Raw genomic sequence first — 20,261 nt, forward strand, 5'->3', positions numbered from 1 at the left:
GCCTGGGCCCTCGGGGTGAGTCGCTTTTTATGATCCGCCTTTATACGCCGGCCTGGTGGCGGGCCACGCTCGCGCTGTGTTTGGGCTCCTTTCTCGTCTTTATCAACCTCTATGTGCCTCAGCCGCTGCTGCCCGAGCTGCACCGAACCTACGACGTCTCCACGCTTGCGGTCAGTTTTGTGATGTCGGCGGCAACGCTTTCGTTAGCGGCGGCGCTGCTGGTGTTCGGGCCGCTGTCAGACGCTGTCGGGCGCGAAGGGATCATGCGCTACAGCCTGCTGCTGGCGGGTATCGGGTCTATAATGCTGGCGTTTGCGCCCAGCTTTTCTGCTTTGCTGGGGTTGCGCCTGCTGCAAGGCTTTGTGCTCGGCGGCCTGCCGGCGGTGGCCATTGCCTGGATGGCGGATACGTTTGATAAGCCGGCTCTGGCCGGTGCTGTGGGGCTTTATATTGCCGCGAACTCGCTGGGCGGTATCAGCGGGCGCGTCGTGGGCGGCGCGGCGGCGGATCTGGGCGGTGCGTCGGCGGCTTTTATAGCCGTGGGCTGCATGACCTTGGCAGGCAGTGCCGTGTTCTGGCGACTACTGCCGCGCAGCCAGACCTTTGTGCCGCGGCCGTTCCACCTGCGCACCGCCGTCGTCAGCCTTTATCAGCACCTGCAAACGCCGGTGTTGGTGGGTGCCTATGTGCTGGGCGGTATCAATTTCATGGTGTTTATCAACCAGTACAGCTACATCACCTTCCGGCTTTCGCAGGCGCCGTACGGCCTGGCAGCGAGCAGCCTGGGGCTGCTGTTTTTGACCTATCTCAGCGGTACTGCGGCGTCCATGCTGTCCGGCCGGCTAGCCGGACGCTTTACGCCGGCAAGCTGCATGATAGCCGGCGTTGCCATCTTGTGTGTGGGCACCGCCGTGACCCGGGCCGATTCGCTGGCGCTGATTATTCTGGGGCTTGTCGTCAACGCTTTCGGTTTTTTCCTGACGCATTCGCTGGCGTCTGCCTGGGTTGGGCGCAACGCAGGGCATGCAAGAGGCAGCGCCTCGGCGCTTTATCTGGTGTTTTATTACACCGGAGCCAGCCTTGGCGGCTTTTGGCTGGAGCCGTTTTGGCTGTGGAACGGCTGGGCCGGGGTAACGCTGGGTTCGTGGGTGCTGTTTGCGGTGACGTTCGCCATTGCGGCCTGGCTACGCGTCGTCGAGCGACGCCAGCGATAACCGGCGATAACCGGCGATAAAAAAAGCGGCCCCGCTGGGGCCGCTTGACTTGCGATGTCCGGTAGACAAAAGCGCGTTTAGTGCTCGGCGTTGCCTTCGCCTTCGCCGTGCACGTGGCCGTGCTCGATTTCTTCAGCGCTGGCTTCACGGACGCTGGCAATTTCCACGTCAAACGTCAGGTTTTGACCGGCCAGCGGGTGGTTGCCGTCAACCACTACGGTGTCGCCTTCCACCTTTTTGACGGTGACCATCAGCGGGCCGCCTTCGGTTTGCGCCTGGAACTGCATGCCCGGCTCAACGCTTTCTACGCCCTGGAAAGCGTCGCGCGGTACTTCCTGCATCAGCTGTTCCTGAACCTCACCGTAGCCTTCTTCCGGCGTTACGCTGACGTTGAGCTTTTCGCCGGCAGAGGCGCCTTCCAGCTGCTTTTCCAGGCCCGGGATGATGTTACCGGTACCGTGCAAATACGTTAAAGGTTCGCGACCTTCGGAGCTGTCAAGCACGTCACCAGCATCGTTGGTCAGGGTATAGTGAAACGCGACGACCGAGTTTTGCGCAATTTGCATGAAAGAACCTTTCGGTGAGTGCATTGGAGTCGTGTCGGCAAATGGTAACGTGGAAACGGGCCCAATGTCAGGGGTCGCGGGGATTTTCCTTGCCGCAACCCCCTGTCGCTATTGCGCCGTTTACAGAGCAAAGCTACCCTAACGCCACTTCTTTATTATGACGTTTGCTTTTGACGTCCGAACTGCTGCCTTCTGGAGTCTTTCTATGACAATTTTTGTCATCTGGGTCGTTGCCTTTGCGCTGATCGTCTATTTTGCCAACAAGCGCTGGAACAAGGGGGTCAGTCAGGGCATCGACAAGATGCTGCCTGCGATGCTGCAAAGCCACGGCAAAAACCGGTTTGTCTGGGTGGCGGCCAGCGCGATTCTGGGGGCAACGGCTCTGGTGCGCCCGGTCGACGTTTTGCTGGTGGTGATTTTGCTGGGTATTGTCGCGCTGGTGGTTGCCAAGGCGGTAGGCGTTGCCGGTAAAAAAGCTGCGTAAGGCGCCGGGCAAACGTCTGATCGTAAAAACACCGGCTTATCAAAGCCGGTGTTTTTTTATGCTTGATCGTCGCCTGCACGGTGCAGGCGGCGAGATTGGTACGGTGTGAGGTTAGTACGGCGAGATTAGTACGGCGAGATTAGTACGGTGCAACGCTGACGTTGGAGCCTGAGCCAATCAGGCGAACCTTCTGCCCGGGCTGAAACTGACGATCGGCCTTTTGCACGACCACGATGTCGTTGCCGGACTCGGTACGAATTTCCAGCTCAACGGCGTTGATGCGGTTGGCGCGGTCTTCCGCTGCGGTACCTGCTACGGCCCCGCCGATCGCGCCGGCGGCGGTGGCAATTTTCTTGCCGCTGCCGCCGCCGATCTGGCTGCCCAGAACGCCGCCAATCAGCGCGCCGGTGCCGCCGCCGAGCAGCCCACCGGTGCGGCTATCGGCCTGGATCTGTACCGGGCGCACCGCCACGACGGTGCCGTAGGTGACGTTTTGGCTGGCCTTGGCCTGGTTGCCGCTGTACACATCCCCCGAGTAGGGAGAGGTGTTGACGCAGCCGGCAAGCGTTAGCAGGCTGACGGCAGCTACGGGCAGTAGTCGCTTCATGGTACATCCTCCAATCAGTATGTTACGTACAGCGTAATAGGATAAGTCCCGCCGCTCAAGGCGGTTTTACGCCGTGCAGCATAGGCTGAAACGCTGTTCATTAACACCCTGATGATTTCCGCCCCCTCTGAAAACGCTTTTGCGTGCATGGCTGCGCATGGCCGCGAAGTCGTCGCCTCGGTCCGGCGGGCGCAAAACCGACAGGCACAAAAAAGGGAGGCGCTGGCCTCCCTTGTGTTGTTTAGCTTGCCTGGCGATACGCCCGTGGCGCGCTCTGCCGGATGACCATCAGCCGAACTGATTCATGGTGTTGTCCTTGCCGCCGGCCTTGAGCGCGGCGTCGCCGTGGAAGAACTCCTTGTGGTCGTCGCCGATGTTGGAGCCGGCCATGTCCTGGTGTTTGACCGTGGCGATGCCCTGACGGATTTCCTCGCGCTGGACGCCGGCGACGTAGGCCAGCATGCCGTCTTCACCGAAGTAGCCGCGGGCCAGGTTGTCGGTGGAAAGCGCGGCGGTGTGGTAGGTCGGCAGCGTGATCAGGTGGTGGAACACGCCGGCTTCACGGGCGGCATCGCGCTGGAAGTTGGCGGTCCACTGGTCGGCCAGCTGGCCAAGCGGGGTGTCGTCGTAGCGCTCGCTCATGAGATCGGCGCGATCGTAGGCAGAGACATCCTTGCCTTCTTCCTGCCAGGCGTCGAATACCTGCTGGCGGAAATTCAGCGTCCAGTTAAACGACGGTGAGTTGTTGTAGACCAGCTTGGCATCCGGGCAGACTTCGCGAATGCGGTTGACCATGCCGGCAATCTGGCCGACGTGGGGCTTTTCGGTTTCGATCCACAGCAGATCGGCGCCGTTTTGCAGGCTGGTGATGCAGTCGAGCACCACGCGGTCTTCGCCGGTGCCGGGCTTGAACTGGTAAAGGCCGGAGGCCAGACGCTTGGGCTTGACCAGCTTGCCGTTTTGCTTGATCACAACGTCGCCGTTGGCGATTTCTGCGGCGCTTTCGATTTCGTCGCCGTCGAGAAAGCTGTTGTATTGATCGCCCAGGTCGCCGGGCTCGTCGGTGACGGCGATTTTTTGCGTAAGGCCGGCACCCAGGGAGTCGGTGCGCGCAACAATCACGCCGTCATCGACGCCAAGCTCGATAAAGGCGTAGCGCACGGCGTTGATTTTGGCGATGAAGTCCGCATGGGGCACGGTGACCTTGCCATCCTGGTGGCCACACTGCTTTTCGTCGGAGACCTGGTTTTCCAGCTGAATGCAGCAGGCACCGGCCTCGATGAATTTTTTCGCCAGCAGGTAGGTGGCCTCGGCGTTGCCAAAGCCGGCGTCAATGTCGGCGATAATGGGCACGACGTGGGTTTGATGCGCATCGATCTGGCGAATCAGCGACTCGGCCCGGGCGTCGTCGCCTGCCTGCTGGGCGTCGTCAAGGTCGCGAAACAGGTGGTTGAGCTCCCAGGCGTCGGCCTGGCGCAGAAAGGTGTAGAGCTCTTCGATCAGGTCGGCGACCGAGGTTTTTTCGTGCATGGACTGATCGGGCAGGGGGCCGAACTCGCTGCGCAGTGCGGCGACCATCCAGCCGGAAAGGTACAGGTAGCGGCCTTGGGTGTCGCCAAAGTGTTTTTTGATGGAGATCATCTTTTGCTGGCCGATAAACCCGTGCCAGCAGCCCAGCGACTGGGTGTAGCGCGCGCTGTCGGCGTCGTAGGCGGCCATGTCGTTACGCATGATGGCGGCGGTGTAGCGGGCGATGTCCAGTCCGGTCTGAAAGCGATTTTGCCGCCGCAGACGCGCTGCGTGCTCGGCGTTGATGTTGTCCCACTTGTCACCCTGGGCGTCGCGCAGCTGCTTGAGCGCTTTGATGTCTTCGAGCAGTCCTGTCATGAGCGGTTTCCTCCGGTGTGGATAGGTTGGCGTGGCATCGCCAGCGGCATTCGACGGCGCGGCGCCGCTGAAGCCTTGCCGTCACTATCTGTCAGCCGCGATCCACAGACAATTGGCGCTTAGGGGCAGGCGGGGTTGTAGCGTGACGACACGGGACGGTTTGTATCGCCGTCGCTGTAGTGCAGCTTCATGCGGGGGTCTTGAAGGAGGGGAAAGGCCAGGCGCCCGGCGCCTGGCAAAAAGTGCGATACCGCGCAGGGCTAGGCGTCGTCGTCCAGCGGGAAGTTGAGGCTGCCGGCGTTGACCAGACGGGTCAGCAGCGGTGCAGCACCGGGAAAGTCGCTGAGTACGTCGGCGTGCAGTCGCCGGCTGTCGCACAGCCTGACGGCAAGCTCCGGCGTGCAGGGGTACCCTTCGCCGTCGGCAAACAGCGTGGTGGCATCGCCGTCGCGACGCCAGGCAAAGCGCGCGCCCGGGGCCGGGTGCAGCGGCGTCTGTTCGAGTTTTTCGACAAGGGTCGCCTCGTCCAGCGGCGGGTCGAAGGGGACCAGCTGATCGACGTATTTGGGCTGGGTCATGGCCCGGCCGAACCATTGGCTGATCTGCTGTGGGGTATCCAGGGTGTCAAGGATGAGCTGGCGTATGCGCTCAAGGGCGGCGTCGTCAATTTCACCGGGGTTCTCGGCTGGGGCCATTGCGGCATCGCTGTAGCGCAGCGACGCCGGCAGCTGCTCGCCTCGGTAGTCGGCATAGGAGGTCACGGCTTCGTCGGCGGAAGGGGCGCGAAAGCCGACGGAAACGGTCATGCACTCATCGCTTTCGCTGATGCCGTGGTGGGCCCAGCCCGGCGGCAGATAGAGCATGTCACCGGGCTCGAGCACCCAGTCGGAGTCTGCCTCGACCTCGAAGGTTTGCAAAATCCTGAGATCCACGCCTTCAAGGATCGGGGCGTCGTCCGGCGTTTTGCCGCCCAGCTGCCAGCGGCGGTGGCCGGCGGCCTGAAGCAGAAACACGTCGTACTGATCCACGTGGGGGCCGACGCTGCCGCCGGGGGGCGCGTAGCTGACCATGATGTCGTCGAGCCGCCAGCGGGGCAGAAAATCGAACGCGTCCAGCAGATCCGCCATGGCGGGCACATAATGGTCCACGGCCTGTACCAGCAGCGTCCAGTCGCGCTCGGGCAAACGCGCAAACGTGGCCTCGTCAAAGGGCCCGTGGGACACCTGCCAGGGGCCGTCTGAGCCGTGCTCTTCGACCAGGCGCGCTTCCACGCCGTCTTCGCAGGCAAGGCCGGCCAGCTCGTCGGCGTCAATAGGGGATAAAAAGTCGGGCATGGCGCCGCGAATCAAAAGCGGCTTTTGCTGCCAGTATTCGGCCATAAACTCCGCCGGGGTCAGGTCTCCCAGCAGGGTCAGCGGCGTATCGTGGTGGCTCATGGCGGTATCCTTGGAGGTAGCCGGTTGACAGCGTTATAGCGTGCGTAGCTGCTGCGTGAGATCGCGGGCCTGGGCTTTGGCGTTGCCGATATAGCGGGCCGGGGTCAGGGCTTTGAGTTCGCCTTTAACGTCTTCGGGCAGTGCCAGCGCGTCGATGAAGGCGGCAAAGCCGGCCTGGTCGATGCGCTTGCCCCGGGTGAGTTCCTTGAGTTTCTCGTAGGGCTTGTCGATGCCGTAGCGGCGCATCACGGTCTGGATCGGTTCGGCCAGCACTTCCCAGCTGGCGGCCAGATCGCCGTTCAGCCGTTCGGGGTTGGCCTCCAGTTTGGCGAGGCCTTTCAGCGCTGCCTGATAGGCGATCACCGCGTAGCCCAGGCCCACGCCCAGGTTTCTGAGCACGGTGGAGTCGGTGAGATCACGCTGCCAGCGGGAAATCGGCAGCTTCGCCGCCAGATGCCCCAGCACCGCGTTGGAAAGCCCCAGATTGCCTTCGGAGTTTTCAAAGTCGATGGGGTTGACCTTGTGCGGCATGGTGGACGAGCCGATTTCGCCCTCGACGGTTTTCTGCTTGAAGTAGCCAAGCGAAATATAGCCCCAGACGTCGCGATTAAAATCGAGCAGCACGGTGTTGAAACGCGCCAGCGCATCGAACAGCTCGGCGATGTAGTCGTGTGGCTCGATCTGGGTGGTGTAGGGGTTGAACACAAGCCCCAGCCCTTCCACGAAGGTGCGCGCATTGGCCTGCCAGTCGACTTCCGGGTAGGTAATCAGATGGGCGTTGTAGTTGCCCACCGCGCCGTTGATCTTGCCCTGTACGTTGACCCGTTCGACGGCGACCAGCTGGCGTTTCAGGCGGTAGGCGACGTTGGCCATTTCCTTGCCAAGCGTTGTGGGGCTTGCGGTCTGGCCGTGGGTGCGCGAGAGCATTGGCTGGGCGGCGTGCTCGTCGGCCAGCCGGGCGACGGCCTCGACGAGTTCGTGCAGCGTGGGCAGCAGGGCGTTCAAGCCGTCGCGTAGCATCACGCCGTAGGCGAGGTTGTTGATGTCTTCCGAGGTGCAGGCGAAGTGAATGAACTCGCTGACCGCATTGAGCTCAGCATGGCCGGCAATGCGCTCTTTGAGGAAATATTCCACGGCTTTCACGTCGTGGTTGGTGGTGCGCTCGATGTCTTTGATGCGCTGGGCGTCGGCCTCGCTGAAATCCCGGATCAGGCCGTCGAGAAAGGCCGCGGCGCCAGCGGAAAGCGGCGGCACTTCGACAATCTGCCCGTGGCCCGCCAGGCGCTGGAGCCAGCGCACCTCGACAATAACGCGGGCGCGAATCAGGCCGAACTCGCTGAAGTGTTCGCGCAGCGCGGCGGTTTTGGCGCCGTAGCGGCCGTCAACGGGGGAAAGGGCGGTCAGGGCGGAGAGTTGCATGGGTGTTTTCCAAATCGGTCAGTCGTCACGGGCGCGGGCGCAAAGCTCGCGGGCTAGCGTAAATCATCCAGCGCGCGGCGCAGCGCACCGCGTTGAAACATCAGCTTCCAGCGGCGCCCTCCCTGCTGGTGCCACAGCAGGGCAAAGCGCACGCCGGCCAGCAGCGTGGCGCGCACGCGCTCGGGCATCATCGGGCTTTGCAGCATGGTGGGATCACCCTGCACCACGATGCGATGCTTGAAGGTGGAAAGCGTTTGCTGATAGGTCTCGCCGAGGTTGGACACCACGTTTTCGTGGGTGGCGCCGAAGTGTTCGGCCTGGCGCTGCACGCGGCCCAGGGATTCGCCCAGCTGATCGAGCATGTCGCGGTTGTTGCGCAGCTTGCTCATCAGCAAAATCAGCGAAAAGCCGTAGCGCATGATGACCGGGCTGGCCTGTTTGCGGCCCACCAGCGCTTCCAGCACTTCAAGCCCTTGGCGCAGGTTGTTGGGATGGCCGCCGTAAATCGCCTCGAAGCTTTCCGGGTTGGTATCCACGGTGGCGTTGATCAGCGTCTCCCAGGCGCGCGGGTCGGCGTGGCCGTTGCGCGCCAGCTCGTCAACCACGCTTGCGGCCTGAAACACGCCGGCCAGGGCCAGTGCCTGGCGCGTGGCCGGGTCGTCCGGGGCGCGGTGAATGGGGGTGGCGTGACTCATGCCGCAGCCTCCTTGGCGTTCCACGTATCGCGAATGACACCGCCGCCCAGGCAGATATCGCCGTCGTAGATGACCAGCGACTGCCCCGGCGTGACCGCGCGCTGAGGGTCGTCAAAGCGCACGTCAACGCCGCCGTCGGTGCGGGTTACAAGCGTGCAGGGCTGGTCGTTTTGGCGATAGCGCGTCTTGGCGCGAAAACGGCCTTCAGCCGCCGGCGGGTGGCCGGCGATCCACTCCATGGGTTCGGTGGCCGCCGAGTCGCTATACAAAAGCGGGTGGTGCTTGCCCTGCACGGCGACGAGCACGTTGCGGGAAAGGTCTTTTTGCGCCACGTACCACGGGTCTTCGGAGTAGTCGGAAAGCCCGCCGATGCCCAGGCCCTGGCGCTGGCCCAGGGTGTAGTACATCAGCCCCTGATGCGTGCCGATCACGTCGCCGTTCGGGGTTTCGATGGTGCCGGGCTGGGCGGGCAGGTACTGCTTTAAAAAATCGCTGAAGCGCCGCTCGCCGATAAAGCAGATGCCGGTGGAGTCTTTCTTGCGCGCCGTGGCAAGGCCGTGTTCCTCGGCCAGCCTTCGCACTTCGGGCTTTTCCAGCTCGCCTACGGGGAACAGCGTGCGGGCAATGGCGGCCTCGGGCACGGCGTGGAGAAAGTAGCTTTGATCCTTGTTGGCATCCAGCCCCTTGAGCAAACGGCCCTGCCTTTGGCGAACATAGTGCCCGGTGGCGATCTTGTCGGCGCCCAGCATCTCGGCATAGTCGAGAAAGACCTTGAACTTGATTTCGCGGTTGCACAGGATGTCCGGGTTGGGCGTGCGCCCGGCCTGATACTCGGCGAGAAAGTGCTCGAAGACGTTGTCCCAGTATTCGGCGGCAAAGTTGGCCGTGTGCAGCACAATGCCGAGCTTTGCGCACACCGCCTCGGCGTCCGCCAGGTCTTGCTTGGCGGTGCAGTATTCGGTGCCGTCGTCTTCGTCCCAGTTCTTCATGAACAGGCCTTCAACCGCGTAGCCCTGCTCAAGCAGCAAAAGGGCGGAAACGGAAGAGTCGACGCCGCCGGACATGCCGACGATCACTTTGCCTTGGGTGGATGGCATGGGCATCCTCAATTGAAATAGCCAGAGATAGGGCCTGAGTATACACGATGGGCCGGCGGTGCTTCGAGCGGGCGATCAGTTCTCGTGCAGCATCGCCAGGGGGAAGCGCCGCCCGGCCAGCGCTGCCTCGATGCGCGGCAGTACCTGGGGGCTGCGCATGCGCCCGGCAGCGTCCAGCGCACGAATCTCGTCAAGCGTTAGCCAGTGCGTGGCGTGGATGTCGGGGTCCAGCGGCGTATCCAGAAAGCGTACCGGCGAGGCGATAAAGCCGTGGCTGTGAAACGTCAGCCCGTTGAGCTCAAACACGTAAAGCCCCAGGTAGCCGTCGAGCGTGATGTCCCAGGCGGTTTCTTCTCGTACCTCGCGCCGCGTCGCAGCCATGGGCCCTTCGCCGGGTTCGATATGCCCGGCAGGCTGGTTGTAAAGCGTCACGGGCCCGCCGCGATCCTCTTCTACCATCAAAAAGCGCTCGCCGCGCTGCATCACGCAGGCCACGGTTGAGCGGATATGGGGGCGCTGGCGGTCAGGTGTCATCGTGCGGCTCTCCGGCGGCTTTTCCCCCGCGTCGTGCGCGGCATGTGCAAGGTCTCACGGCGCCACTCGCCCGGGGCCAGATCACCCAGCTGCCAGGGGCCAACGGCTGCGCGGATCAAACGCAGGGTGGGAAAGCCCACGTGGGCGGTCATGCGGCGTACCTGGCGGTTGCGGCCTTCGCTGATCTCAAGCTCGATCCAGCCGGTGCGCGGGTGGCGCCTGGGGTCTATCGGCGGGGTGCGCTCGGCCACGGTAGGCGGGGCAATGCGCCGGGCTCGGGCCGGCCGTGTCGGGCCGTCGTTGAGTGTGATGCCCTGGCGCAGCGCGGCCAGCGCCTCGTCGTCGATCTCGCCTTCGAGCTGGGCCCAGTAGGTCTTGGGCTGCTTGTGGCGCGGGTGAGCGATGCGGTGGATCAGCCCGCCGTCGTCGGTGAGCAGTAAAAGGCCTTCGGAGTCGTAGTCCAGTCGGCCGGCCGGGTAGACGCCCTTGGCGCGCAGATAGTCGGCCAGCGTCGCGCGGCCCCGGTCGTCCCGGAACTGGCTGAGCACGCGGTAAGGCTTGTGCAGCAGATAGAGTTGGCTCATGGCGGCGTCGGTCGCGCTCCAACGTCAGAAGGAAGCAGGAAAAACCACAGCATACTCGACTTTAGATCAGTGCGCGCGCTTAAGGCTACTGTGCCTGTGTGCGGCGGTGTTACACTGGGTGACGCACTGAATCAATCTGTCGGCTCCGGGCCAACCCGGCCCGGGGGTCGACCCCCACAAGGGAGTTTTTCATGGGCGCTAACCACGCGGATTATCAGCACATTGTTGTCCCGGAAAAGGGCAGCAAGATTACGGTCAACGCCGACAAGACGCTTAACGTTCCCCACGAGCCGATCATCCCCTTCATCGAGGGCGACGGCACCGGCACCGACGTTACCCCGGCGATGAAGATCGCCATTGACGCGGCGGTGGCCAAGGCCTACGGCGGCGAGCGCAAGATTCACTGGATGGAAGTCTACGCCGGCGAAAAAGCCACCCACGTCTACGACGCCGATACCTGGCTGCCCGAGGAAACCCTGCGCGCCGTTGAAGACTACGTGGTCTCGATCAAGGGGCCTTTGACCACGCCGGTCAGCGGCGGCATTCGCTCGCTTAACGTCGCGCTGCGTCAAAAGCTGGATCTCTATGTCTGTCAGCGCCCGGTACGCTGGTTCAAAGGCGTACCCAGCCCGGTGAAAAAGCCGGCCGACATCGACATGGTGATTTTTCGCGAGAACTCCGAAGACATCTACGCCGGCGTTGAATGGCAGGCGGGTTCGGCCGAGGCGGACAAGGTCATCAAATTTCTCCGCGAAGAAATGGGTGTGACCAACATTCGCTTCCCCGAGCAGTGCGGTATCGGCGTCAAGCCGGTGTCCGAGGCGGGCACCAAGCGGCTGGTACGCCAGGCCATCCAGTACACCATCGACAACGACCGCGATTCGCTGACGCTGGTGCACAAGGGCAACATCATGAAGTTCACCGAAGGGTCGTTCAAAAACTGGGGCTACGAGCTGGCCGCAGAAGAGTTCGGCGCCGAGCTTCTGGACGGCGGCCCGTGGATGACCATGAAAAACCCCAACACCGGCAAGGATATCGTCATCAAGGACGTGATTGCCGATGCGATGCTGCAGCAGATTCTGCTGCGCCCGGCGGAATACGACGTGATCGCCACGCTCAACCTCAACGGCGACTACATCTCCGACGCGCTGGCAGCCGAAGTGGGCGGCATCGGCATTGCCCCGGGGGCCAACATTTCCGACTCGGTAGCGATGTTTGAGGCCACCCACGGCACAGCACCCAAGTATGCCGGCCAGGACAAGGTCAACCCCGGCTCGCTGATCCTCTCCGCGGAGATGATGCTGCGCTACATGGGCTGGACGGAAGCCGCGGAGCTTGTGATCAAGGGCATGGAAAAAGCCATCGCCAAAGGCGAAGTCACCTACGACTTCCACCGCCAGATGGACAACGCCGTGCTGCTCAAGTGCTCTGAGTTTGGCCAGGCGGTCGCTGACAACATGTAACCGCTACACGGCAAACCGGCATTGCCACGGCTGCAAGCCTCGTCCGCACCTCGCGCGGGCGGGGCTTTTTTATGCCGGCGTGCCCGGCTGTGCTATTTTGTGCGGCGTTTCTTCGCGGGCCCGGCATTCGCCGGAGCTCTGAACTCTTGGCCGGGCGGGGCGTCCAAGCGGTGCGCACCTGCAGCTGTCCCGTTCGGCGTGAACGATGCGATTTTTTTGCCTATGCTGACCTTTTGTGTGAACCGCCCGCCGCAGACGGGCATGACCCGGCCGGCCTCGCCGGAAGGCGACGATGCCGTCTCGGTGGCGCCGGCCGACCCTGCGCTTGCCCGGCCGCCCATGTATCAGGTTGTGCTGCACAACGACGACTACACGCCGATGGATTTCGTCATCGAGGTGCTCCAGCACTTTTTTTACCTGGATAGCGAAGCCGCCATTGAAATCATGCTGACGGTGCATCATCGGGGCAAGGCCAGCTGCGGCCTTTTTACCCGCGACGTGGCCGAAACCAAGAGCCGTCAGGTCAACGACTATGCCAGGGAGTGCGAGCACCCGTTGATGAGCGATATCCAGGCAGCCGACGAGTAGCGGTGCGCGGCAAGCGTTGACAAAAACCTCGCCGGAAGGCTTGCAAGTGAGGGGTTTGTACCCGATGTTGAGAGTGCCGGCGGATGAAACGGATCCGATGCCAGCCCCAGGTGGCGATATGCCCCGGGCGGAAGTAGCGAAAAGGGGACTGCCATGCTGAGCAAAGAACTTGAACTGACCCTGAATACGGCCTTTACCGTGGCACGTTCCAAGCGCCACGAGTTCATGACCGTCGAACACCTGCTGTTGGCGCTTTTAGACAACGCCGCCGCCGTGGATGTGCTCAAGGCATGCGGTGCTGACCTGGACAAGCTGCGTTCCGACCTGCAGGACTTTATCCATTCGACCACGCCGCTGATTCCCGAAGGGCAGGGCGAGCGCGAAACCCAGCCGACGCTGGGCTTTCAGCGCGTGCTGCAGCGCGCCGTGTTTCACGTGCAGTCGTCGGGTAAAAACGAAGTGACCGGTGCCAACGTGCTGGTTGCCATTTTCTCTGAGCAGGAAAGCCAGGCGGTCTACTTTCTCAAACAGCAAAGCGTGGCGCGAGTGGACGCGGTCAACTACATCGCCCACGGCATTTCCAAGGCCGCAGGCCACGGTGACTCGTCCTCACCTTCCCACCAGCAAGCCGAAGACGCCGAAGAGGGCACCGGCGACAGCGCCTCGCACCCGCTCACCGGCTACGCCACCAACCTCAACGAGCAGGCCCGGCTGGGCAAGATTGATCCGCTGATCGGCCGCGATCACGAGCTTGAACGGGTGGTGCAGATTCTCGCCCGCCGGCGCAAGAACAACCCGCTGCTGGTGGGTGAAGCCGGCGTGGGCAAGACGGCGGTGGCCGAAGGCCTGGCCCGGCGGGTGGTGGAAGAAGACGTTCCTGACGTGATCGCCGATGCGGTGGTTTACGCGCTGGACATGGGGGCGCTGCTGGCCGGCACCAAATATCGCGGCGACTTTGAAAAGCGCCTCAAGGCTTTGCTGGCCGAGCTGAAAAAACAGCCCAACGCGATTTTGTTCATCGACGAAATCCATACCGTGATCGGCGCCGGCGCGGCCTCGGGCGGCGTCATGGACGCCTCCAACCTGCTCAAGCCGCTGCTGTCTTCCGGCGAGCTGCGCTGTATTGGCTCCACGACCTTTCAGGAATTTCGCGGCATCTTCGAGAAAGACCGCGCGCTTGCCCGGCGCTTCCAGAAAGTCGACGTGCTGGCGCCGTCGGTGGACGACACCATCAAGATTCTCAAGGGGCTGCGCTCGCGCTTTGAGGCGCATCACGATCTGAAATACACCGATGCCGCCGTGGAAAGCGCCGCGCGCCTGGCGGATCGCTACATCAACGACCGCTACCTGCCCGACAAGGCCATCGACGTGATCGACGAGGCCGGCGCCCATCAGCGGCTGCTGCCGCCGGAAATGCGCATTGACACCATCGACGTCGACCAAGTGGAAGCGGTGGTGGCGTCCATCGCGCGCATTCCGCCCAAGAGCGTGTCGAGCTCGGATCGCAAGCTGCTGGAAAATCTCGATCGCGATCTCAAAATGCTGGTGTTTGGCCAAGACAAGGCCATCGACAGCCTGGCGGCGGCCATCAAGCTTTCCCGGGCGGGGCTTACGTCCCCGGACAAGCCCGTGGGCAGCTTTTTGTTTTCCGGCCCCACCGGGGTGGGCAAAACCGAGGTGGCGCGCCAGCTGTCGCACATCATGGGCATCGAGCTTGTGCGCTTTGACATGTCTGAATACATGGAGCGCCATACCGTCTCCCGGCTGATCGGCGCGCCTCCCGGCTACGTAGGCTACGAGCAGGGCGGACTGTTGACCGAAGCCATTACCAAACAGCCCCACTGCGTGCTGCTTTTGGACGAAATGGAAAAGGCGCATCCGGAAGTGTTCAACCTGCTGCTTCAGGTGATGGACAGCGGCCGGCTCACCGACAACAACGGCCGAGAAGCCGATTTCCGCCACGTCATTTTGATCATGACCTCCAACGCCGGCGCCGAACTGGCCGCGCGGCGCTCCATCGGCTTTCAGACCCAGGATCACTCCACCGACGCCATGGAGGTGCTCAACAAGACGTTTTCGCCGGAGTTTCGCAACCGGCTGGACGGCATCATCCAGTTCAGCTCGCTGCCTACCGAGGTGGTGCGCAACGTGGTGGACAAATTCCTCATCGAGCTTCAGGCGCAGCTCGATGAGAAACGCGTACAGCTGGAAGTGGACGACAGCGCCCGGGACTGGCTGGCCGAGCAGGGCTACGACCCGGACATGGGCGCCCGCCCCATGGCACGGCTGATCCAGGAAAAGCTCAAAAAGCCGCTGGCCGAGCAGATTCTTTTCGGCGAGCTGGCCGATCACGGCGGCACGGTCTATGTCCGCCTGGAAAACGACGAGCTGAAACTGTCAACGGAGGCGGAAATGGCGGATGCGCCCTGAGCGGGCGCTCGGCTGCGTGCGTTACACGGCCATCAGGCGCCCTGTCGATGACGGGGCGCTTGCGTATCCGGGGCTGGCGTTATGCGAAGGGCAGGAGATAGCGGGCAGTGTCGGGTCGGCCTGCCCGAAAGCGCATGGCGCGGCCGGCGCTAGCGCGAGCGGTAGACGATGCGGCCTTTGGAGAGGTCGTACGGTGTCAGCTCAACCTTGACTTTGTCACCGGTCAGGATGCGGATGTAGTTTTTGCGCATCTTGCCGGAAATATGGGCCGTTACCACGTGGCCGTTTTCCAGCTCAACGCGGAACATGGTGTTGGGAAGGGTATCAACGATCACGCCTTCCATTTCAATATGATCTTCACGTGCCATATAGGCCGATCCTCACTGAGTCAATGAATGAGAACAGCTCTCCCGGCAAAGGGAGAGCGCCTGCCCGGAGACGGCCCCGGGCAGAGAAAACGCGCTATATTGTGCCGCAAGCCTTGCGTCAAGGCAAAAGTCTGCGGTGAATTTCGGCTAAATGACCAGCCGGCGGCGATTGGGAGCCGCCAGAGCGTCGAGCCATGCGGGCCGGGGCATGCGCGGCGCAGCCGCCGGGCGGGCGCACGGGTCGGGGTGAATCTCGGGCAGCCAGGCGTCAAGGTAGGCGAGAAACGTCGACCGAGCCACGGTTATCGCACCAAGGCTTTCCAGGTGCGGCGTATGCATCTGGCAGTCGATGAGCCTGCCGCCGTGGGCGCGCATGGCGGCGCTCAAGTAGGCCAGTGCCACCTTGGAGCCGTCAGGCACGCGGGAAAACATCGACTCGCCGAAAAACACCGCCCCCATAGCCACGCCGTAAAGTCCCCCGACCAGGGTATCGCCCTGATGCACTTCCAGGCTGTGGGCAATGCCGAGCCGATGCAGCCGGCAGTAGGCGGCGTGCATCTCGGCGGTGATCCAGCTGCCGGTCTCTTCGCCCCGGGGCGCCGCGCAAGCGCGCATTACCCCGGCAAAATCGCCGTCCAGCGTGACTGTAAAGCCGCCGTGGCGCAGCCTTTTGGTCAGGCTGCGGCGCTGCTTGAACGCCTCGGGAAAAAGCACCGTGCGCGGGTCGGGGCTCCACCACAGGATCGGGTCGCCGTCGGCGAACCACGGAAAGATGCCCTGGCGGTAAGCGCTGACCAGCCACGGCGGGGTCAGCGCGCCGCCGGCGGCCAGCAGGCCGTTGGGTTCATCCAGGGCAGCACTGGCGCAGGGAAAGACAGGCGTGGGCGAAGATAGCCAGGGTAGCATGGCGTGCTCCGGTAACAGGCAAGGGGACAACAAGCCCTGTGACGGCAGAAAGATGCCCGGTATGATGCCACGTCGCAGGCCGTTCGAGAACGCCATGAAATCCTGATCGGCCTGGGTCAGATACAGGCTTATTCCAAGATTCAGGGATACAACAGGGGGTCGCTTGACAGTCAATAATGCGGGAAACAGGCGCCAGCCGAACACGTCCGGCAAAGCGCCCCGGGGGCGCGTCAAGGCGGCAACGCAAGGTGCGCGGCGTATGGGCGTGCGCCTGCAGGGTGCTGCGCGCGAGGGCGTCGTCGTTGTCTTGCTGGCGCTTTGCGTGTTTTTGCTGCTGGCGCTTTTCAGCTACGCGCCGGGTGACCCGGGATGGTCGTATCGCGGGCCGGAAAGCGACGTGGCCAACTGGATGGGCACGCTCGGTGCTTGGCTTGCCGACGTGCTGTATTCGCTGCTGGGCGCCAGCGCGCTGTGGTGGCCGGGTGTGTGTGGCTTTGCCGCCTGGTGGCTGATGCGTTCACGTCAGGTGCGCTTCACCCTGGACCCTGTCGCCCTGGCGGTGCACACCGGCGGGCTTGTGCTGTTGATGCTGGGCACCACCATGCTGGGCGCGCTGCACTTTTATCATCCGCAAAGCGTGCTGCCCTACGGCTCCGGCGGCATTCTCGGAGAAGGGCTTATCGGCGCGCTGGGCCCGCTGGTCGGCAGTGCGGGAACGGGGCTGATCGCCGCGGCGCTGATGGTCGGCGGTTTTCCACTGCTCAGCGGCATGTCCTGGCTTCGCGTCGCCGACGAGGCCGGGCGCTTTGCGTATGAGCTGGCCGGCTGGGTGAAAGCCCGCGCGGTGCGTGCCGGCGAAAAAAGGCGCGACAAGACACGTGAAAGGGCACAGACCCATACACCCGCATCGGCACAGCCGCCGCCGGAACCGCCAAGCCGGCGCGAGCCGAGTCTGGCGGCGAGCGCGCCGGCCGCGGAGCAGAACGCGGCCGTTGATCCCGCCTGGGACGCCGCGGCGTATTTCAGCGGCAGGGCGGCGGACCGCGGGTTGACCCCGGAAACGCCTCCGGTGGCCGATACGGATGGCGAACCCGAACCCGAACCGGTGCCGGAACCAGCGCCAGAGCCAGAACCGGTGCCGGAACCTGAGCCAGAGCCAGAGCCGGAACCAGCGCCAGACCCAGAGCCGGAACCGCTGTCTGAGCCAGAGCCAGAACCTGAACCCGAGTTGGAACCGATGCCGGAGCCAGAACCTGAGCCAGAGCCAGAACCTGAACCCGAGTTGGAACCGGTGCCGGAACCAGAGCCGGAACCCGAATTCGAACCTGAGTTGGAACCGGAACCGGAACCGGAACCGGAACCCGAGCCTGAGCCTGAGCCTGAGCCTGAGCCTGAGCCTGAGCCTGAGCTTGAACCCGAGCCGGAGCCGGAGCCGGAGCGAACGCAGGCGGCTGCCGCTCGGCGCAGCCCTGAAGTCGTACCCGAACCCGTCTGGGAAGAAGATGACGAAGTGGATGAGCCGCTATACGCCGCGACGCAAGCGCGCGGCGCGGTCTGGCCGGACCCGGCACCGGTGGCCGAGCGCGAAACGCCGGCGCTGTGGACGGTAGAGCATCTGCAAAGCCAGCGCCCGGTGCTGGATGACATGCCCGAACCCGAAGGCGAACTGCCGAGCTACCGATTGCTGACCCAGCCCGAGCCGCACCAGCCCAACTATTCTCGTGAAGAGCTGGATAGCATGGCGGAACTTTTGGAAGTGCGCCTGCGCGAGTACGGCGTCAAGGCCGATGTGGTCGATACCTGGCCGGGACCGGTGATCACGCGCTTTGAAATCCGCCCGGCGGCCGGGGTCAAGGCGTCCAAGATTACCAATCTATCGAAGGATCTGGCGCGCTCGCTGATGGTCAAGAGCGTGCGCGTGGTCGAGGTCATCCCCGGCCGGCCTACCGTGGGCATCGAGATTCCCAACCCGCGCCGGGCGATGATCCGCCTGCGCGAGGTGATCGATTCCGACGTCTATCAGGACAAGGAGTCGCCGCTGACCATGGCGCTGGGCCAGGACATCGGCGGCGGCCCGGTGGTCGCCAATCTGGGCAAGATGCCCCACCTGCTGGTGGCCGGCACCACCGGCTCGGGCAAGTCCGTGGGGGTCAACGCCATGCTGATTTCCATGCTGCTCAAGGCCAAGCCCGACGAGCTCAAGATGATCATGGTCGACCCCAAAATGCTGGAGCTTTCGGTCTACGACGGCATACCGCATCTGCTCGCCCCGGTGGTGACCGACATGAAAGAAGCCGCCAACGCCCTGCGCTGGTGCGTGGCCGAGATGGAGCGCCGCTACAAGCTGATGGCGGCCATGGGCGTGCGCAACATTGCCGGGTTCAACGCCCGGCTGGACGAGGCCGAGCGCGCCGGCGCCCAGGTGGCCGACCCGCTGTGGGAGCCCCAGCCCTGGGAGATGCACCAGACCCCGCCGGTGCTCGAAAAGCTGCCCTATATTGTGGTGGTGATCGACGAATTTGCCGATATGTTCATGATCGTGGGCAAAAAGGTCGAAGAGCTCATTGCGCGGCTGGCGCAGAAGGCCCGGGCTGCCGGTATTCACCTGATTCTTGCCACCCAGCGGCCCTCGGTGGACGTGGTTACCGGGCTGATCAAGGCCAACATTCCTTCGCGCATGGCGTTTCAGGTGTCCTCGCGGATCGACTCGCGCACGATTCTTGACCAGGGCGGCGCTGAAAGCCTGCTGGGTCACGGCGACATGCTGTATTTGCCTGCCGGGTCCGGCCCGCCCAACCGCGTGCACGGCGCCTTTGTCGACGATGATGAAGTCCACCGAGTGGTCGAAGACCTGCGCCGCCGCGGCGAGCCGGACTATATCGAAGAGATCCTCTCCGGCGGGGTGTCCGCCGATGCGCTGGCCGGCCTTGAAGCCGAAGGGGGCGACGGCGACGATGCCGAGCAGGACGCGCTCTATGATGAAGTGGTGCAGTTTGTCACCGAGACGCAGAAAGCCTCGATTTCCTCGGTGCAGCGCAAATTCAAGATCGGCTATAACCGCGCGGCGCGCCTGGTAGACGCCATGGAAAGCGCCGGCGTGGTCAGCCCCATGGGCAGCAACGGCGCTCGCGAAGTGCTGGCGCCGCCGCCGGTAAGAGATTGACCGCAAGGTGAAAAAATCGGGAAAAAGCGCCGGTAAGGGAAACCTGCCGGCGCTTTTTGCGTCATAGTGGGGCAGCCTTTACCGATAGTCGACCGGCAGTGACGTGGCCGGTCTTGCGTTGACAGGGCCTCAGGGAAATGAAAGGGCCCAAGGGAGACATAGATGCGCCATATCAAGACACCGCGCTCGTTTTCATTTGCGCTGGCAGCCAGCGCGCTGGGCTTTATTGCCGCTTCTCAGGCGTGGGCCAGCGAAGCCGCCGAACGCCTGACCGAGCGGCTTGATCCGCTGGAAACCTACGAAGCCCGCTTTGATCAGCAGATTCTCGACAGCAGCGGCGAGCGTTTGCAGCAGGCAGAAGGGGAAATGTGGCTGTCGCGCCCGGGGATGCTGCGCTGGGAGGTCGACGCCCCGTATAGCCAGACCGTGGTTTCCGACGGCGACGAGGTGTATCTGTATGACCCGGACCTGGAGCAGGTCACGGTGCAGAATTTGGATCACCGGGTGACCTACACGCCTGCGCTGCTGCTGTCCGGCCGCGCCGGCGCGCTTACCGAAAGCTTTGATGTGTTTTACGAACAGGACAACGGCGACGACGTTTTTACCCTGATGCCCGTGTCGCCGGATACGCTGTTTGAAGAGCTCAGCATCACCTTTGATGGCGACACCCTGACCGAGCTGTGGATGACCGACAGCACCGGCCAGCGCACCGCGATCCGCTTTTCCGGCATCAGCCAGAACGCGCCGATTGACGAGGCGCGGTTCCGCTTTGATATCCCCGACGGGGTGGACGTGATTCGCGAGCAGGCGCCGTAACGCC

The 20,261-nt window shown here is 63.3% G+C and carries 18 protein-coding genes; 7 read left to right on the forward strand and 11 right to left on the reverse strand.

Annotated features, from left to right (window positions below; translation table 11 throughout):
- Window positions 1-29: 29 nt before the first annotated feature.
- The gene (locus tag ABD654_RS04715; RefSeq protein WP_344702761.1) at window positions 30-1,214 is read left to right on the forward strand and encodes an MFS transporter; all 1,185 of its coding nucleotides are present in this window, start codon (window positions 30-32) and stop codon (window positions 1,212-1,214) included.
- 77 nt (window positions 1,215-1,291) lie between these two features.
- Here the strand turns inward: ABD654_RS04715 and ABD654_RS04720 are convergent, their stop codons facing one another.
- Complete coding sequence (locus ABD654_RS04720) at window positions 1,292-1,780, reverse strand: FKBP-type peptidyl-prolyl cis-trans isomerase (protein WP_344702763.1); 489 nt, start codon at window positions 1,778-1,780, stop codon at window positions 1,292-1,294.
- 205 nt (window positions 1,781-1,985) lie between these two features.
- On the opposite strand from ABD654_RS04720, the gene ABD654_RS04725 reads away from it, so the two are divergent.
- Window positions 1,986-2,264: a hypothetical protein gene (locus ABD654_RS04725; RefSeq protein WP_344702765.1), complete on the forward strand. Its 279-nt coding sequence runs from the start codon at window positions 1,986-1,988 to the stop codon at window positions 2,262-2,264.
- 139 nt (window positions 2,265-2,403) lie between these two features.
- Here the strand turns inward: ABD654_RS04725 and ABD654_RS04730 are convergent, their stop codons facing one another.
- From ABD654_RS04730 to ABD654_RS04765, 8 genes are all read right to left on the reverse strand, one after another.
- Complete coding sequence (locus ABD654_RS04730; RefSeq protein ID WP_344702767.1) at window positions 2,404-2,871, reverse strand: outer membrane lipoprotein; 468 nt, start codon at window positions 2,869-2,871, stop codon at window positions 2,404-2,406.
- 288 nt (window positions 2,872-3,159) lie between these two features.
- The gene (locus ABD654_RS04735) at window positions 3,160-4,758 is read right to left on the reverse strand and encodes an isocitrate lyase (protein WP_344702769.1); all 1,599 of its coding nucleotides are present in this window, start codon (window positions 4,756-4,758) and stop codon (window positions 3,160-3,162) included.
- 260 nt (window positions 4,759-5,018) lie between these two features.
- Window positions 5,019-6,194 carry a JmjC domain-containing protein gene (locus ABD654_RS04740; protein WP_344702771.1) on the reverse strand — a complete coding sequence of 392 codons (1,176 nt, stop codon included), beginning with the start codon at window positions 6,192-6,194 and terminating at the stop codon, window positions 5,019-5,021.
- A 33-nt stretch (window positions 6,195-6,227) separates the two neighbouring features.
- Window positions 6,228-7,613 carry an adenylosuccinate lyase gene (gene purB, locus ABD654_RS04745; protein ID WP_344702773.1) on the reverse strand — a complete coding sequence of 462 codons (1,386 nt, stop codon included), beginning with the start codon at window positions 7,611-7,613 and terminating at the stop codon, window positions 6,228-6,230.
- A 53-nt stretch (window positions 7,614-7,666) separates the two neighbouring features.
- Entirely contained in the window at window positions 7,667-8,308 is a 642-nt protein-coding gene (gene hflD, locus ABD654_RS04750) for a high frequency lysogenization protein HflD (protein ID WP_344702775.1), read from the reverse strand.
- Window positions 8,305-9,405 (reverse strand): tRNA 2-thiouridine(34) synthase MnmA, encoded by a 1,101-nt coding sequence (gene mnmA, locus ABD654_RS04755; RefSeq protein ID WP_344702777.1) that lies wholly within the window; start codon window positions 9,403-9,405, stop codon window positions 8,305-8,307. The genes hflD and mnmA overlap by 4 nt, the downstream gene beginning before the upstream one ends.
- A 75-nt stretch (window positions 9,406-9,480) precedes the next feature.
- Window positions 9,481-9,939, reverse strand: coding sequence for an NUDIX domain-containing protein (locus ABD654_RS04760; protein ID WP_344702779.1), 459 nt, complete (start codon window positions 9,937-9,939; stop codon window positions 9,481-9,483).
- Window positions 9,936-10,523: a pseudouridine synthase gene (locus ABD654_RS04765; RefSeq protein WP_344702781.1), complete on the reverse strand. Its 588-nt coding sequence runs from the start codon at window positions 10,521-10,523 to the stop codon at window positions 9,936-9,938. Before ABD654_RS04765 ends, ABD654_RS04760 begins: the two co-directional genes overlap by 4 nt.
- A 191-nt stretch (window positions 10,524-10,714) precedes the next feature.
- Between ABD654_RS04765 and icd the strand changes: the two genes are divergently transcribed.
- From icd to clpA, 3 genes are all read left to right on the forward strand, one after another.
- Complete coding sequence (gene icd, locus ABD654_RS04770; protein ID WP_344702783.1) at window positions 10,715-11,986, forward strand: NADP-dependent isocitrate dehydrogenase; 1,272 nt, start codon at window positions 10,715-10,717, stop codon at window positions 11,984-11,986.
- Between the two features lie 222 nt (window positions 11,987-12,208).
- Window positions 12,209-12,574 carry an ATP-dependent Clp protease adapter ClpS gene (gene clpS / locus ABD654_RS04775; RefSeq protein ID WP_344703093.1) on the forward strand — a complete coding sequence of 122 codons (366 nt, stop codon included), beginning with the start codon at window positions 12,209-12,211 and terminating at the stop codon, window positions 12,572-12,574.
- Between the two features lie 153 nt (window positions 12,575-12,727).
- Window positions 12,728-15,004, forward strand: coding sequence for an ATP-dependent Clp protease ATP-binding subunit ClpA (gene clpA, locus ABD654_RS04780; RefSeq protein ID WP_344702785.1), 2,277 nt, complete (start codon window positions 12,728-12,730; stop codon window positions 15,002-15,004).
- Window positions 15,005-15,153: 149 nt separating this feature from the next.
- Here the strand turns inward: clpA and infA are convergent, their stop codons facing one another.
- A complete protein-coding gene (gene infA / locus ABD654_RS04785; RefSeq protein ID WP_007111068.1) occupies window positions 15,154-15,372 on the reverse strand; it encodes a translation initiation factor IF-1 in 219 nt (72 codons plus the stop codon).
- A 147-nt stretch (window positions 15,373-15,519) separates the two neighbouring features.
- Window positions 15,520-16,278, reverse strand: a complete 759-nt coding sequence (gene aat, locus ABD654_RS04790) for a leucyl/phenylalanyl-tRNA--protein transferase (RefSeq protein WP_344702788.1) — start codon at window positions 16,276-16,278, stop codon at window positions 15,520-15,522.
- Window positions 16,279-16,537: 259 nt separating this feature from the next.
- On the opposite strand from aat, the gene ABD654_RS04795 reads away from it, so the two are divergent.
- Window positions 16,538-19,441, forward strand: coding sequence for a DNA translocase FtsK (locus ABD654_RS04795; protein ID WP_344702790.1), 2,904 nt, complete (start codon window positions 16,538-16,540; stop codon window positions 19,439-19,441).
- A 162-nt stretch (window positions 19,442-19,603) separates the two neighbouring features.
- Window positions 19,604-20,257: an outer membrane lipoprotein periplasmic chaperone LolA gene (gene lolA / locus ABD654_RS04800; protein WP_344702792.1), complete on the forward strand. Its 654-nt coding sequence runs from the start codon at window positions 19,604-19,606 to the stop codon at window positions 20,255-20,257.
- The last annotated feature ends 4 nt before the right edge of the window (window positions 20,258-20,261 follow it).

This window comes from Halomonas cibimaris (assembly GCF_039537045.1).
Lineage (GTDB): Bacteria > Pseudomonadota > Gammaproteobacteria > Pseudomonadales > Halomonadaceae > Vreelandella > Vreelandella cibimaris.